We start from the raw sequence: 13,698 nt of genomic DNA, 5'->3' as shown, positions 1-13,698 counted from the left end.
GCGGCAGAGCGGGTGGCATACGCTCTGCCGGTGAGCACTCCCCCCTTCCTGAAGCTGCCCGTCTGCGCCGGTGCCGTCCGGCTGGCCACCGCTGAGCGGGGGAGCTTCGCGGCCTTCGTCGGGGAACCGGCCGGCCCGGTGCGCGGGACGGCGCTGCTGGTGCCGGGCTTCACCGGGAGCAAGGAGGACTTCATCGCCCTCCTGGAGCCGCTCGCCGAGCGCGGGTACCGCACCGTCGCGGTGGACCAGCGCGGCCAGTACGAGACCGGGGGCCCGGCCGACGCCGCCGCCTACGCGATCGACCGGCTCGCCCTGGACCTGCTGGCGCTCGCCACCGCGCTGCCCACCGACGCCCCGCTGCACCTGCTGGGCCACTCCTTCGGCGGCCAGGTCTGCCGGCAGGCCACGCTGGCGGCGGACCGGGCCGCGCTGCCCTGGAGCTCGCTGACCCTGCTCTCCACCGGTCCGGCCGCGATCGACCCGCCGGAGGCGGCCCGCACCGGGCTGCTGGTCGACGCGCTGGCCGGGGGGCTGACGCTGGAGGAGATCTGGCAGCTGATGCAGGACATGGACCGGGACAGGCCCGCCCCGGAGCCGGAGATCGGCGCGTTCCTGCACCGCCGCTGGCTGGCGAACCGCCCCGAGGCGCTGATCGCGATGGGCGGCCACCTGATCTCCGCACCGGACCGGGTGGCGGAGCTGGCCGCGCTGACGGCCGCCGGGCTGCCGGCCCAGGTGGTGTCCGGCGAGCGGGACTACGCCTGGCCGGTCGAGGAGCAGATCGCGATGGCCGACCGCCTCGGCGTGCCGCACACCACCGTCCCCGGGGCGCTGCACTCGCCGAACGCCGAGCAGCCCGCCGCCACGGCCGCCGTACTCGCCGGTTTCTGGGACCTGACCTGACGGAGCAGCCCCCGGCGGGAGGACGCCGGGGCTCATCCCGGGCACAATTTCTTTAGTTCAGGTAATATTTGATTCTGTCCGGGAATCACCGAGCCCGGCGCCTGGTTGGAGCAGTCGAAGCACACCGGCGCCGATGCGCCGAAACCGGGACTTAACGGGCGGGCAACCCGCCCGATCCAGCAGTGCGACACCGTATGTACAGGACAGCAGCACCACCGGACGACGAAGACCGAGCTGTCACCAAGGCCCCGCTCCGCGCGGGGCAGGGAAGGGAGCGACCCATGCGTTTCGAGATCCTCCGCCTGGACGACGTCCAGGGCGCCGCCACCGACCGACTGATCGCCGACGCGGACACCGTCCGCGAGTACGTGGAGCGGGCCGCCGTCACCGGCGAGCGCATCTACATCCGTCCGTGCAAGGCGGTCTGACCGGCGACGGACCGGCCGAGGCCGCGTCCGACGTCCCGATACCCACCGACGCCCCGCCCACCGCATCCCGGTGACGGGGCGTCAGTGCGTTCCCGGCGCAGTGCGGCGGGGCCGCGCCACCGGCCGCGAGCTGGCGCACGTTTGCCACCGGCCCCGGCGGGACATCCCCCAACGGGGCCGCCCACCACCCCCGGCGGAGCGCCACTCCATCCGGGTGATCGTCCTTGACGCGGCGCTCCGGAGGGAGGACCGTTGTCCGTCATGAGGGGCGAGCCAAGCTGCCCGAGGTGTGCGGCCCGGGTCCGCGCACCCGGTCTCTTCTCCGACACCTGGCAGTGTGACCAGCACGGCGCGGTTCATCCGATGCAGCCGGTGCTGCCGCCCAGCGTGGAAGCCCTCGGGGTCGCCGTCGCCCGTTCGCAGGTGCCGGTCTGGCTGCCCTGGCCGCTGCCGGTCGGCTGGCTCTTCACCGGGATCGCGCACGCGGGTGACGACGTGTCAGGTGCCCGCGCCACCGCGGTGGCCTGCTCCGGCCCGGCCCCGCTCGGCGGCTTCGGCGAGCTGGTGCTGGTGGCCGAGGAGCTGGGCGTCGGGCTCGGCGCCCGGTACGCCGGACTGCCCGGCCCGGATCCGGGCGATTCGGTCTCGCTCTACAAGCCCGCCGACGCCAAGGTCACGGCGGCCGGCCGGCCCACTCCGATGTTCCACGTGCCGGAGGCGCCGGACGACCGCGCGGTCTACGTCGGCGAGGCGCGCGGGCTGTGGATCTGGGCGGTGGCCTGGCCCGAGCAGTCCGCACTGATGATGTACGACGAGCTGGTGCTCACCGATCTGCGGGACGCCGGCGCCGAGTTGAGCCTGCTGCCGTGCGGAGCGCTGTCCCCGCGCCTGCTGGGGTAGCCGCCGCTCCCGGGCGGGCCGGGTCGTAGGCTGAGCGCCCACGAGCCCCGGCCGCGAGGAGAGACCAGCAAGTGCGCATCGACCTGCACGCCCACAGCAACGCCTCGGACGGCACCGACTCCCCCGCCGAGCTGGTCGCCGCCGCCGTGGCCGCCGGGCTGGACGTGGTGGCGCTGACCGACCACGACACGGTGGCCGGGCACGCCGAGGCGGCCGGGGCGGTGCGCGGCACCGGGCTGACGGTGGTGCCGGGTGCCGAGCTGTCCTGCCGGACCGGCGGGATCTCGATGCACCTGCTGGCCTACCTCTTCGACCCCACCGAGCCGGCCTTCGCGGCCGAGCGCGAGCTGGTCCGCACCGACCGGTTCCGCCGGGGCAGGGCGGTGGTGGAGCGGTGCGTCGAGCTCGGGGCGCCGATCAGCTGGGAGCAGGTGCAGCGGATCGCGGGCGACGGCAGTGTCGGGCGCCCGCACATCGCCAGCGCACTGGTCGAGGCCGGGGTGGTGCCGGACGTCTCGGCGGCCTTCACCGCCGACTGGCTGGCCAACGGCGGACGGGCCGACGTGCCCAAGCACGAGACCGACCCGGTGACGGCCGTCCGGCTGGTCCGGGCGGCCGGCGGGGTGCCGGTCTTCGCCCACCCCGGAGCCGTCAAGCGCGGCCGTACGGTCTCCGACGCCACCATCCGGGAGCTGGCCGGGGCCGGACTCGGCGGCCTGGAGGTGGACCACACCGACCACGACCCGGAGACCCGGGAGCGCCTGCGCGCGCTGGCCGCCGAGCTGGGGCTGCTGGCCACCGGCTCCAGCGACTACCACGGCAGCCGCAAGACCGTCCGGCTCGGCGAGCACACCACCGCCCCCGAGGTCTACGAGGCCCTGCTGGCCCAGGCGACCGGAGCGGCCCCGATCACCGGCTGACCGCACGGCCCGGCGGGCGGGCCACGGCTGACCGTCCGTCAGTCGAGCGGTACGCCGCGCCGCTCCGGGTCCCGCAGGTCGGTGCCGTGCCGCAGCCAGCGCTCCTCCAGCTCCGCCGCACCGTGCACCCGCTTGTGCGCGGCCTCGTTCGGCGTCATCGGCAGCAGCGGCAGGAAGCGCACCGGCTCGGCCGGCTCGGCCAGCTCCAGGTCCTCGACCAGCCCGCCGGGCTCGCCGGTCAGCACGGAGGTGAACGGCGCGCCCGCCCAGAGCGGGGAGCCGAGGTCGAGCGAGGCGCCGGGGGCCACCACCAGACCCTCCACCTGAGGGGTGGCGGCGAAGGTGGCCAGCGTGCGGAGCACGTCGTCGCGCCCCCCACGGACCGTCAGCACCAGTTCGGTGCGCGGCCCGCGCACCGGATCGGCCACCACCGAGGTCGGGTCGGTCATCGGCGCAGCTGACATGCCGAGCGTGACGTACCTCACCAGTCCGGCCGCGTCGGGGCCGAAGCGCAGCACCTCGATCCGGTCCGCGCCGAGGAAGGTGACGGCCGCCCGGCCGCTCGGTTCGCCGAAAGTCGCCAGCAAGCGGGCCTCGACGGCGGCCAGCACGGCCGTGCGGGAGAGCTCGGCGGGGTCGTGGGAATCGTGCGCCATGGGCAGACCCTAACGCCCGGTTGACAGGCCGGGGCGGCAGACCCCCAGCGCTGGCGGCCCGTCAACTGTTAGGGTATGGAGCTGGCCACTGGGGCATCACTCACCAACAGGGCCACGACGTGAAGGAGGTGGTTGCGGTGGATACCAGCCGACCATGCAGTACCGGCAGCTCTGCCCGGCCGCGTCGCCTCCGCTCCGTCCTCGTCAGCCTCGTCTGAGGCCCCTCTCCGCAGGGCCCCTCCGTGGCACCCCGTCCGATCACCCCGCGGTGATCGGCCCGACGAGCAGCTGAGGCAGCGTCACGTCCGGCCGGGAGAGCACCTTCCCCGAAGCCGCAGCGTCCAAACCGCGCCCCAGCAAGGCAGCAGGACTTCTTCCCCGGCTCCGGAAACACCGGCCTCGGCCGCTACGAACGTGCCGCCCGCTCCGCCGCACCACGGTCTGCCCTCAGCGCCGCCGTGCGACGGTTCCTGCCCGAGGAGCCCGTCATGTCGATGATCGACAACCTCCGTGCCGTCGTCCGCCCACGCCCCCGCCGCACCGCGCCCAAGTACGACGCCGCCGCCGGCGACCAGAGCTCCTCGGCCGTGGTGGACTGCGCCGTCTACCTGGACGGCAAGCGGGCCGGCGCCAAGTGCAGCCCCCGCGAGGCGGCCCGCCAGGTCCGCGCGGCCCGGGAGACGGATGCAGGATCGTTCAGCTGGATCGGTCTGCACGAGCCGACCGAGGCCGAGTTCGAGGGCATCGCCCAGCGCTTCGGCCTGCACCCGCTGGCGGTCGAGGACGCGGTGCACGCGCACCAGCGCCCCAAGGTGGAGCGCTACGACGACGTGCTGTTCGCGGTCTTCAAGACCATCCGCTACGTGGAGCACGACGCGCTCACCCCGACCAGCGAGGTGATCGAGAGCGGCGAGCTGATGGTCTTCGTCGGCCCCGACTTCGTGATCACCGTCCGGCACGGCGGCCACAGCTCGCTCGGCCAGCTGCGCCGCCGGCTGGAGAGCGACGGCGGCGGCGAGCTGCTGGCCAAGGGCCCGTCCGCCGTGCTGCACGCCATCGCCGACCAGGTGGTGGACCAGTACCTGCTGGTCGCCGACCGCCTCCAGGCCGACGTGGACGACATCGAGTTCGACGTCTTCGCCAACAAGGGCGGACGCGGCGCCGACGTCGGCCGGGTCTACCAACTCAAGCGCGAGGTCCTGGAGTTCAAGCGCGCGGTGACCCCGCTGCTGCGCCCGATGCAGCAGCTCTCCGAGCCCGGCCAGCGGCTGGTCGACCCGGACATCCGCAAGTACTTCCGGGACGTGGCGGACCACCTGACCCGGGTGGTGGAGCAGGTGCACGGCTTCGACGAGCTGCTCAACTCGCTGCTCCAGGCGAACCTCGCCCAGGTCTCGGTGGCGCAGAACGAGGACATGCGCAAGATCACCGCCTGGGCGGCCATCTTCGCCGTCTCCACCATGGTCACCGGCGTCTACGGGATGAACTTCGACTACATGCCGGAGCTGCACTCCAAGTACGGCTACCCGATCGTGATGGCCTGCATCGGCGCGCTCTGCGTCGGCATGTACCGGGGCTTCCGCCGCAACGGCTGGCTCTGACAGCGCCCCTGACCCACCGTCAGCTCCGGCCCTGGCCCCGGATCACCAGGGCCAGGCCGGCCAGGATCACCAGCAGTGCCGGGTAGGCGGCCACCGGCGGCAGCTGGCCCAGCCAGAGCGCGGCGATCAGCGCCGCCCCCGGGGTCTCCAGCAGGATCGCGGTCGAGGTGACGGTCGGGCCGAGGGTGCGCAGCACCCGGTTGCTCAGCGAGTGGCCGAGCAGCTGGGCGGTCACCATCAGCAGCGCGATCTGCCCCCAGACCCCGAGGTCCCAGCCGGTCATCGGGGTGCCGGCCACCAGGCAGATCCCGAGCAGCACCACCGCCGTGGTGGAGTAGCAGACCAGCGTGTACGCGGTGGTGCTGACGGTCCGCCGGACCTCCGCGCCGAGCAGCATGTACCCGGCGGCGGCCAGTCCGGCGGCCAGCGCCAGCGCGTCCCCGAGCAGCGCGCGCGGCGAGAGCGACATGTCGACACCGGTCAGCACCAGCACCCCGGCGAAGGCCACGCAGGTGCCGATCCAGACCAGCCGGGGCGCCCGGGTGCCGAGCAGCCGCATCAGCAGGATGGTCCAGAGCGGGGTGGTGGTGACCAGCGCGGTGGCCGAGGCCACCGAGGTCATCCGCAGGCTGGGCATCCAGAGCGCGAAGTGCGCCGCCAGCAGCGCCCCGGCGGCCATCGCCAGCAGCAGCGCCCGGCGGCCGATCCCGCGCAGCTCGGCACGGTGGCGCAGCAGCGCGTAGGGGCCCAGCACGCCCACCGACATGACGTTGCGCCAGAACGCGATGGCCAGCGCGGGCGCGGCGGTGGCGGTGATCAGCGGCGCGGAGAGCGAGATGCCGGCGATCGAGACGGCCAGCAGCACCAGGTCGGTCCGGGGCAGCGGAGCCCCGCCCGGCACGGTGGCGGGCGCCTGGACGGTGGCGGCGGTGGCGGTCTCGGGCCGGGCGGCGGGCACGGTGCTCCTCGGGGTGGTGCGCGGGCTTCGGCTCATACCGTAAGGGCTGTGACGCGTGTACGGAACTGTCGTCCTGTCTGCTGGGACGGGCCCCGGACGGCAGGCCGTACGCTGTCCGCCATGGAGCCCACGATCGCCGCCGACGACCTGCTGGACCGCGCCCTGCTGGAGGAGGCCGCCAAGAAGTCCGGGCTGCTCTGGGTGCGCGCCGACGGGCAGCCGCAGGCCCGCCCGGTCTGGCACGCCTGGCACGACGGCGCGGTGGTGGTGGTCGGGGACGGCGGCGAGCAGCCGCTGCACGGCCTGACGGCCGGTCAGGGTGCCGAGGTGACGGTGCGCAGCAAGGACAAGTGGGGCCGGCTGACCGCCTGGCCGGCCCGGGTCAGCGAGCTGGCCGCCGGCAGCGAGGCGTGGACCGGTGCGGTCGAGGAGCTCAAGGGCAAGCGGCTGAACGCCCCCGACACCGACACCATCGGCGAGCGCTGGGCGCGCGAGTGCCGCGTCCTCCGCCTGGAGCCGGCCGGCCCCCTCACCGAGAAGCCCGGCACCATGCCCGACACCTCCCACCAGGCCGTCCCCCTCCCCACCCCCGCCACCACCCGCCGCCCCATCCCGGCCGGCCTCCCCAAGCTCCTCTTCAAGCGCCCCCGCTGACCCCTGCCCTCCGGCCACCCCGGCTGCCCTGGGCGCCCCGGCTGCCCGCAGGGCAGTCAGGGGCGCGGGGAACTGCGCGAAACGGAAGAACGAAACCCGTATGCCGGGTACGGCCAGCCACCTGCAAGTGAACCCCCGCACCCGGCACACGCCCCAGCTGCCCGAAGGGCAGCCAGGGGCGCGAGGAACTGCGCGAAGCGGAAGAACCAGACCCACCCGCCGGGTACGGACAACCACCTGCAAGTGAACCCCCGCACCCGGCAGTCAGCTCTGTGCCTCCCGCAGCGCGCAGTTCCCCGCGCCCCTGGGCCGCTGCATGGATCCCACCATCGCAACCGTCGGGCCGCTGCCCGGTTCCCACCGCCCCGACCCCCCGCGTGGTTCCCGCCGGCCCGCCGCAGGGCTTCCGCACTTGACCCTGACACCGTGTCAGCCCCTGGAGTACCCCTCATCATGTTCAGCATCGGAGACTTCGCGAAGCACGGCCGGGTGTCGGTCCGGATGCTCCGCCACTACGACGCCATCGGCCTGCTCGCCCCGGCCCGGGTGGACCCGTTCACGGGCTACCGGGGCTACGAGGCGGCCCAGCTCGCCCGGCTCAACCGGATCATCGCGCTCAAGGACCTCGGCTTCACCCTCCAGCAGGTGGCCGGGATCATCGACGAGCAGGTGTCCCCGGACGAGCTCCGCGGCATGCTGCGGCTGCGCCGGGCCGAGCTCGCCGAGGCGGTGGCGGAGGCCGAGAGCCGGCTCACCCGGGTCGAGTCGCGGCTCCGTTCGATCGAGAGCGAGGGGCACATGCCCACCGAGGACATCGTGGTGAAGAGCCTGCCGGCGGTCCGGGTGGCCCGGCTGTCCGCCGTGGCGGAGAGCTTCGGGCCGGAGCACGTCGGGCCCGTCATCGACCCGCTGTTCGGGCGGCTCTGCGCCCTGGTGGAGCGGGCCGGCCTGACCGTCGCCGGGCCGGGCCTGGCGTACTACGAGGAGGCCGAGCCCGGCTCCGACCGCGTCCGCGCGTACGCCGCGCTGCCGGTGAACGCCGAGCCCGACCCCGCCCACGGCTTCGAGATCGCCGACCTGCCCGCCGTGCCGCGCGCCGCCACCCTGGTCCACCGGGGCGCGATGGACCAGGTGCTCCCGGCCGAGCAGCTGATGGCCCGCTGGACGGAGGCCACCGGCGAGCGAGCCGTCGGGTACGTCCGCGAGCTCTACCTGGAGTGCGAGGGCCCGCAGACCACCTGGGTCACCGAGCTCCAGCAGCCGCTCGACTGACGCCGGATCAGGACGGGCCCAGCGCGGCGGCGTTGGACCACTCCCGGGTGGAGAGCACCAGCCGGTAGCCGTCCGGGTCCTCGACCGTCACACCCCACTGGCCCCAGTACGGGTTGTGCGCGGGGACCCGGCGGCCGCCGTGCGCCTCCAGCCGCTCCACCAGTCCGGCCGGCACCTCGCCGCCCAGGTAGACCACCAGCAGGTCCTCCACCGTCGGCACGGGCACGACCTCCCCCGCATCCACCAGCTCCAGGTGCCACGCCGCGTCCGGCCACCCGGCCATCAGCAGCGCGTGCTCCCCCGAATCCGGCTCCGGCTCCGAGCGCCAGAGCACGCTCAGCCCGAGCCCCTCGATCCAGAACCGCTCCGCCGCCACCAGGTCCCTGCTCGGCCGGGCGATCCGTACGTGTGCCGTACCGTTCATGCGCCATCCCCTCCCCTGTCAGCTGACGACCACTCCGTCTGACGGATGATCAACTGCCGTGACCGTACCGCGCCACCGCCGGTCGGCGGGCCGCCGCCCGCCCGGGCGGGTAGCCTGGGCGGCGGATCAGCGCGAGGAGGAAGCCAATGGCAGGGCCGGGCACCCGGGTCTTCATCTCGCACCTCTCGGGGGTCGCGGTCTTCGACCCGAACGGCGACCAGGTCGGGCGGGTCCGGGACGTGGTCGTGTCGCTGCGGATCGGCGGGCGTCCGCCCCGGGTCCTCGGCCTGGTGGTCGAGGTGGTCGGCCGGCGGCGGATCTTCCTGCCGATGACCAGGGTGACCAGCCTGGAGTCCGGGCAGGTGCTCACCACCGGTGTGATCAACATGCGGCGGTTCGAGCAGCGCCCGTCCGAGACCCTGGTGCTCGCCGAACTGCTGGACCGCACCGTCACCCGCACCAAGACCTCGGACGAGGTCACCGTGCTGGACGTGGCGATGGTGCAGACCCGGGTCCGCGAGTGGGAGATCAGCAAGGTCTTCGTCCAGGTCGGCAAGGTCTCCCGGCTGCGCAAGGCCAAGGGCGAGACGCTGACCCTGGACTGGTCCGCCGTCAGCGGCTTCTCGCTGGCCGAGGAGGGCCAGGGCGCGGCCAACCTGCTGGCCACCTTCGAGCAGCTCCGCCCGGCCGACCTGGCCAACGTGATGCACCACCTCTCCCCCAAGCGCCGCGCCGAGGTGGCCGCCGCGCTCGACGACGACCGGCTGGCCGACGTGCTGGAGGAGCTGCCGGAGGACGACCAGGTCGAGATCATCGGCAAGCTCCAGGAGGAGCGGGCCGCCGACGTGCTGGAGGCGATGGACCCGGACGACGCGGCCGACCTGCTCTCCGACCTCCCGGAGGAGGCGGCCGAGCGGCTGCTGCGGCTGATGGAGCCGGACGACGCGGCCTCCGTCCGACGCCTGCTCAGCTACGAGGAGAACACCGCGGGCGGTCTGATGACCACCGAGCCGATCGTGCTGGAGCCGGACGCCACGGTGGCCGAGGCGCTGGCCCGGGTGCGGGTCTCCGACCACAAGCCGGCCCTGGCCGCCCAGGTCTACGTCTGCCGGCCGCCGAACGAGACGCCGACCGGCAAGTACCTGGGCACCATCCACTTCCAGCGGCTGCTCCGCGAGCCGCCGTACACCCTGGTCGGCTCGCTGGTCGACGACGACCTGGACCCGCTGCCGCCGGACACCCCGCTGCACCTGGTGACCAGCTACCTGGCCGCCTACAACATGGTGGCCGCCCCGGTGGTGGACGAGGCCGACCACCTGCTCGGCGCCGTCACGGTCGACGACGTGCTGGACCACCTGCTGCCGGACGACTGGCGCGAGGAGGCGCTGCACCCGGGCGAGGCCCACGACCCGCACGACGCGCCCGACCACGAGAGCGAGGTGACCACCGGTGGACGGTGACCGCAGGAACCGCCGCGAGGAGTCCCCGCGCCAGCGCCTCCAGGGCGAGCTGCGCGAGCTCCGCCAACTGCGTGAGCTCCGGGCCCGCGAGGGCACCCAGCGGGGCAACCGCTCCGAGTCGACCGGCAGCTCGGCCCGGCCCCGGCTGGACCAGCCGCGCACCGGCCGTCCCGGGCTGTTCTCGCTGCCCGCCTACGACCCCGAGGCGTTCGGCAAGCTCTCCGAGCGGATCGCCCGCTTCCTCGGCACCGGCCGGTTCATCGTCTGGATGACGGTGGTGATCATCGCCTGGGTGGTCTGGAACACCGTGGGGCCGCAGAGTTGGCGCTTCGACGACTACCCGTTCATCTTCCTCACCCTGATGCTCTCGCTCCAGGCCTCCTACGCGGCCCCGCTGATCCTGCTCGCCCAGAACCGCCAGGACGACCGCGACCGGGTCAACATGGAGCAGGACCGGGCCCGCAGCGACCGCAACATCGCCGACACCGAGTACCTCACCCGCGAGGTCGCGGCCCTGCGCCACGGCCTCGGCGAGGTCGCCACCCGCGACTTCGTCCGGTCCGAACTCCAGGCCCTGCTCAAGGAACTGGACGAACGCCGGGACCACGCCGACACGTTGTGACCCTCCGCACGTTACTCTCCGGTCGGCCGGGTGCCGCCGGGCCGTACCATCAAGGCATGGCGAACGAGACTGAGGTCACGGCAGGCGTCACGGAGGACTCCGTACGCACCGCACTGTCGACCGTGAACGACCCGGAGATCAACCGGCCGATCACCGAGATCGGCATGGTGAAGTCGGTCGACATCGAGGCCGGCGGTGCGGTCAAGGTGGCCGTCTACCTGACCGTCTCCGGCTGCCCGATGCGCGACACCATCACCGAGCGGGTGACCACCGCCGTCGCCGCCGTGCCCGGCGTGACGGACGTCCAGGTCGAGCTGGACGTGATGAGCGACGAGCAGCGGCGCGAGCTCTCCACCCTGCTGCGCGGCGGCGCCCCCGAGCGCGAGATCCCCTTCGCCAAGCCCGGCACCCTGACCCGGGTCTACGCCGTCGCCTCCGGCAAGGGCGGTGTCGGCAAGTCCTCGGTCACCGTCAACCTGGCCGCCGCGATGGCCGCCGACGGCCTGAAGGTCGCCGTGGTGGACGCCGACATCTACGGCCACAGCGTCCCCCGGATGCTGGGCGTCGAGGGCCGGCCGACCCAGGTCGAGGACATGATCATGCCGCCGTCGGCGAACGGCGTGAAGGTCATCTCGATCGGCATGTTCACCCCGGGCAACGCCCCGGTGGTCTGGCGCGGCCCGATGCTCCACCGCGCCCTCCAGCAGTTCCTGGCCGACGTCTACTGGGGCGACCTCGACGTCCTCCTGCTCGACCTCCCGCCGGGCACCGGCGACATCGCCATCTCGGTCGCCCAGCTCGTCCCGAACGCCGAGATCCTGATCGTCACCACCCCGCAGATGGCCGCCGCCGAGGTGGCCGAGCGGGCCGGCACCATCGCGCTGCAGACCCACCAGAAGATCGTCGGCGTGATCGAGAACATGTCGGGCATGCCCTGCCCGCACTGCGACGAGATGATCGACGTCTTCGGCACCGGCGGCGGCCAGACCGTCGCCGACGCCCTCACCCGCTCGGTCGGCGCCACCGTCCCGGTCCTCGGCTCCATCCCGATCGACGTCCGCCTCCGCGAGGGCGGCGACGACGGCCGCCCGGTGGTCCTCGCCAACCCCGACTCCCCGGCCGGCGCCGCCCTGCGCACCATCGCCGGCAAGCTCGGCGGCCGCCAGCGCGGCCTCTCCGGCCTCTCCCTCGGCCTGACCCCGAAGAACAAGTTCTGACCGAACGTCAGCAGGAGGCCCCGGAACCGGTTCCGGGGCCTCCTGCGTTCCCCTGTTCGTGACGGGACGACTGGGGGTCCGGCTGGTGCCGGTGTCGGCGATGGCGCTGCTGCTGAGCGTGGCGGTGACGGCCGAGGCCGAGCGGCCGGAGCAGTACCGGGGGATGCAGGCGAACCACGGGGGGCTGGCGCTGCTGTGCCTGGTGGTCGCGCTGGGGGCGGCCGTGGGGGCGCTGGTGGCCTCCCGGCGGGGGCCGCGGGTGCGGTTCGCGGTGGTGGGGGCGGTGTGCTGCGCGCTGGTGGTGGCGGCGGGCTGGCGGGGTGTCACCCTGGCGCCGATGCTGGACTGCTTCGGGTACCCGAAGGTGGCGCAGCAGCAGGACGGGTCCTACCGCTGCGCCCTGTGAACCGTCAGGGGCGGGTGTAGGCGGTCAGGTCGGGGACGGTGGCGAAGCCCGCGCCGTAGGCGCTGACGCCCCGGCCGTAGGCCCCGAGCAGGACCCCGGGGGCCTCCCCGGCCAGCACCCAGCCGTACTCGGACTCGCGGTAGCGGAAGGGCTGCGGGAGGCCGTTGACGGGGAGGGTGAGCGGGGACCAGCCGGGGCCGTCGAGGTCGTCGGCGAGGTCCCAGGCGAGGGCGGTCTGCTGGTCCAGCCAGTCCTGGCGCAGGGTGCGGTCCAGTTGGCCGGGCCAGGTGGCGGCGAGCAGGCCGGAGCCGGCCAGCCAGGCGGCGGAGGAGGCCGAGGTGGCCTCCAGGGTGCCGGTGTTGTCGGCACTGCGGCGGGAGTCGCGGCGGGCCATGGTGACCACCACCGCGAACTTCCGGACGTCCCGGGGCTCGTAGGCCCTGGCTGGCTCGTCGCCGTGGCCCAGCGTGCCGTAGTCGACGGGGGCGCCGTCCCGGCCGCCCGCCCCGGCCTGCATCAGCCAGCGCCGGCCGGTCCAGCCGTCGTCCAGGCCGTACCAGGGGAAGTCGGCGGCCTGGTAGGGCGCCAGCGGGTCGGCGGCCGGGCGCTTCTGCGCACCCACCTGGGCCCCCACCGTCGTGCTGCTCGCGTCCATCCGGTCCTCCTCGGTCACACCACTGATTGGCACTCAGCACAGTAGCGGGCCCCGCACGCCGACGCCCCGCGCAGCGTGGCTGGCGGGGCGTCGAACGCGTGCGCGGGGGCTGACGGCGGCTCAGACGGTCGGACGGTTCGGACGGTCGGGCGGCTCGGACGGTCGGGCGCTCAGGTGGCGTCGGGGTCGAACGGCGGGCGCTCGCCGGCCTTCAGCGGCTCCAGGGTGACCGGCGGGGCGGACTTGGTCAGCTCGGTGACGGCGCGGTTGGGCGCGGGCTCGTCGTTCAGCACCGACTTGATGTCCAGGCCGTCCCGGATCTCCTTGAAGCCGAGCGGGTCACCGTCGCCGCCGCCGAGCACCTGCTTGCGGACGAAGGTCTTCGGGTTCAGGTCCTCGAAGTCGAAGTCCTTGAAGTCCGGACCGAGCTCGGTGCGGATGTCCTGCTTGGCGTTGTCCGCGAAGGAGCGGACCTTGCGGATGAAGCCCATCACGTCCTGGATCAGCTTCGGGAGCTTGTCCGGCCCGAAGATCACGATCGCCAGGACGACCAGGGTCACCACCTCAAGTGGGCCTATGTCAGAAAACACCCGGGCTCCCGGCGTTGAATGGAGGGATCTGG

The 13,698-nt window shown here is 73.6% G+C and carries 16 protein-coding genes; 11 read left to right on the top strand and 5 right to left on the bottom strand.

Translation table 11 applies throughout. The features are described 5' to 3' along the window. Positions 1-30 precede the first annotated feature (30 nt). The 4 genes from ACIRBX_RS20870 to ACIRBX_RS20855 all read left to right on the top strand — a co-directional run bounded on the left by ACIRBX_RS20870 (position 31) and on the right by ACIRBX_RS20855 (position 3,151). On the top strand, positions 31-903 hold the full coding sequence (locus ACIRBX_RS20870; RefSeq protein ID WP_402298539.1) for an alpha/beta fold hydrolase: 873 nt from the start codon (positions 31-33) through the stop codon (positions 901-903). A 281-nt stretch (positions 904-1,184) separates the two neighbouring features. Further along, positions 1,185-1,331: a hypothetical protein gene (locus tag ACIRBX_RS20865; protein WP_402298538.1), complete on the top strand. Its 147-nt coding sequence runs from the start codon at positions 1,185-1,187 to the stop codon at positions 1,329-1,331. A gap of 261 nt (positions 1,332-1,592) precedes the next feature. Further along, entirely contained in the window at positions 1,593-2,231 is a 639-nt protein-coding gene (locus ACIRBX_RS20860; RefSeq protein ID WP_402298537.1) for a DUF6758 family protein, read from the top strand. 71 nt (positions 2,232-2,302) lie between these two features. Next, on the top strand, positions 2,303-3,151 hold the full coding sequence (locus ACIRBX_RS20855; RefSeq protein WP_402298536.1) for a PHP domain-containing protein: 849 nt from the start codon (positions 2,303-2,305) through the stop codon (positions 3,149-3,151). A gap of 38 nt (positions 3,152-3,189) precedes the next feature. On the opposite strand, the gene ACIRBX_RS20850 is transcribed toward ACIRBX_RS20855, so the two are convergent. Continuing rightward, positions 3,190-3,807 carry a suppressor of fused domain protein gene (locus tag ACIRBX_RS20850; protein ID WP_402298535.1) on the bottom strand — a complete coding sequence of 206 codons (618 nt, stop codon included), beginning with the start codon at positions 3,805-3,807 and terminating at the stop codon, positions 3,190-3,192. A 488-nt stretch (positions 3,808-4,295) separates the two neighbouring features. On the opposite strand from ACIRBX_RS20850, the gene corA reads away from it, so the two are divergent. Continuing rightward, on the top strand, positions 4,296-5,408 hold the full coding sequence (gene corA, locus ACIRBX_RS20845) for a magnesium/cobalt transporter CorA (RefSeq protein ID WP_402298534.1): 1,113 nt from the start codon (positions 4,296-4,298) through the stop codon (positions 5,406-5,408). A gap of 19 nt (positions 5,409-5,427) precedes the next feature. Here corA and ACIRBX_RS20840 read toward each other — a convergent pair whose 3' ends face one another. Beyond that, positions 5,428-6,402 (bottom strand): DMT family transporter, encoded by a 975-nt coding sequence (locus ACIRBX_RS20840; RefSeq protein WP_402298533.1) that lies wholly within the window; start codon positions 6,400-6,402, stop codon positions 5,428-5,430. A gap of 84 nt (positions 6,403-6,486) precedes the next feature. On the opposite strand from ACIRBX_RS20840, the gene ACIRBX_RS20835 reads away from it, so the two are divergent. Beyond that, on the top strand, positions 6,487-7,020 hold the full coding sequence (locus ACIRBX_RS20835; protein ID WP_402298532.1) for a hypothetical protein: 534 nt from the start codon (positions 6,487-6,489) through the stop codon (positions 7,018-7,020). A 453-nt stretch (positions 7,021-7,473) separates the two neighbouring features. Further along, complete coding sequence (locus ACIRBX_RS20830; RefSeq protein WP_402298531.1) at positions 7,474-8,292, top strand: MerR family transcriptional regulator; 819 nt, start codon at positions 7,474-7,476, stop codon at positions 8,290-8,292. Between the two features lie 7 nt (positions 8,293-8,299). Here the strand turns inward: ACIRBX_RS20830 and ACIRBX_RS20825 are convergent, their stop codons facing one another. Next, a complete protein-coding gene (locus ACIRBX_RS20825) occupies positions 8,300-8,716 on the bottom strand; it encodes a VOC family protein (protein WP_402298530.1) in 417 nt (138 codons plus the stop codon). 146 nt (positions 8,717-8,862) lie between these two features. Between ACIRBX_RS20825 and ACIRBX_RS20820 the strand changes: the two genes are divergently transcribed. The 4 genes from ACIRBX_RS20820 to ACIRBX_RS20805 are packed head-to-tail and all read left to right on the top strand — an operon-like array spanning position 8,863 to position 12,421. Beyond that, positions 8,863-10,176 (top strand): magnesium transporter MgtE N-terminal domain-containing protein, encoded by a 1,314-nt coding sequence (locus tag ACIRBX_RS20820; protein ID WP_402298529.1) that lies wholly within the window; start codon positions 8,863-8,865, stop codon positions 10,174-10,176. Then, positions 10,166-10,798, top strand: a complete 633-nt coding sequence (locus ACIRBX_RS20815; protein WP_402298528.1) for a DUF1003 domain-containing protein — start codon at positions 10,166-10,168, stop codon at positions 10,796-10,798. The genes ACIRBX_RS20820 and ACIRBX_RS20815 overlap by 11 nt, the downstream gene beginning before the upstream one ends. A gap of 56 nt (positions 10,799-10,854) precedes the next feature. Continuing rightward, a complete protein-coding gene (locus tag ACIRBX_RS20810) occupies positions 10,855-12,015 on the top strand; it encodes an Mrp/NBP35 family ATP-binding protein (protein WP_402298527.1) in 1,161 nt (386 codons plus the stop codon). 58 nt (positions 12,016-12,073) lie between these two features. After that, positions 12,074-12,421, top strand: a complete 348-nt coding sequence (locus ACIRBX_RS20805; RefSeq protein WP_402298526.1) for a hypothetical protein — start codon at positions 12,074-12,076, stop codon at positions 12,419-12,421. A 4-nt stretch (positions 12,422-12,425) separates the two neighbouring features. On the opposite strand, the gene ACIRBX_RS20800 is transcribed toward ACIRBX_RS20805, so the two are convergent. Together ACIRBX_RS20800 and ACIRBX_RS20795 are read right to left on the bottom strand one after the other, a co-directional pair. Beyond that, positions 12,426-13,076 (bottom strand): hypothetical protein, encoded by a 651-nt coding sequence (locus ACIRBX_RS20800; protein WP_402298525.1) that lies wholly within the window; start codon positions 13,074-13,076, stop codon positions 12,426-12,428. Between the two features lie 170 nt (positions 13,077-13,246). After that, positions 13,247-13,666, bottom strand: a complete 420-nt coding sequence (locus ACIRBX_RS20795) for a sec-independent translocase (protein WP_402298524.1) — start codon at positions 13,664-13,666, stop codon at positions 13,247-13,249. Between the last annotated feature and the right edge of the window lie 32 nt (positions 13,667-13,698).

The organism is Kitasatospora sp. NPDC096147, assembly GCF_044763225.1.
Lineage (GTDB): Bacteria > Actinomycetota > Actinomycetes > Streptomycetales > Streptomycetaceae > Kitasatospora.
The sequence above is the reverse complement of the archived record's forward strand: the minus strand, read 5'-3'. Positions and strand labels throughout refer to the sequence as shown.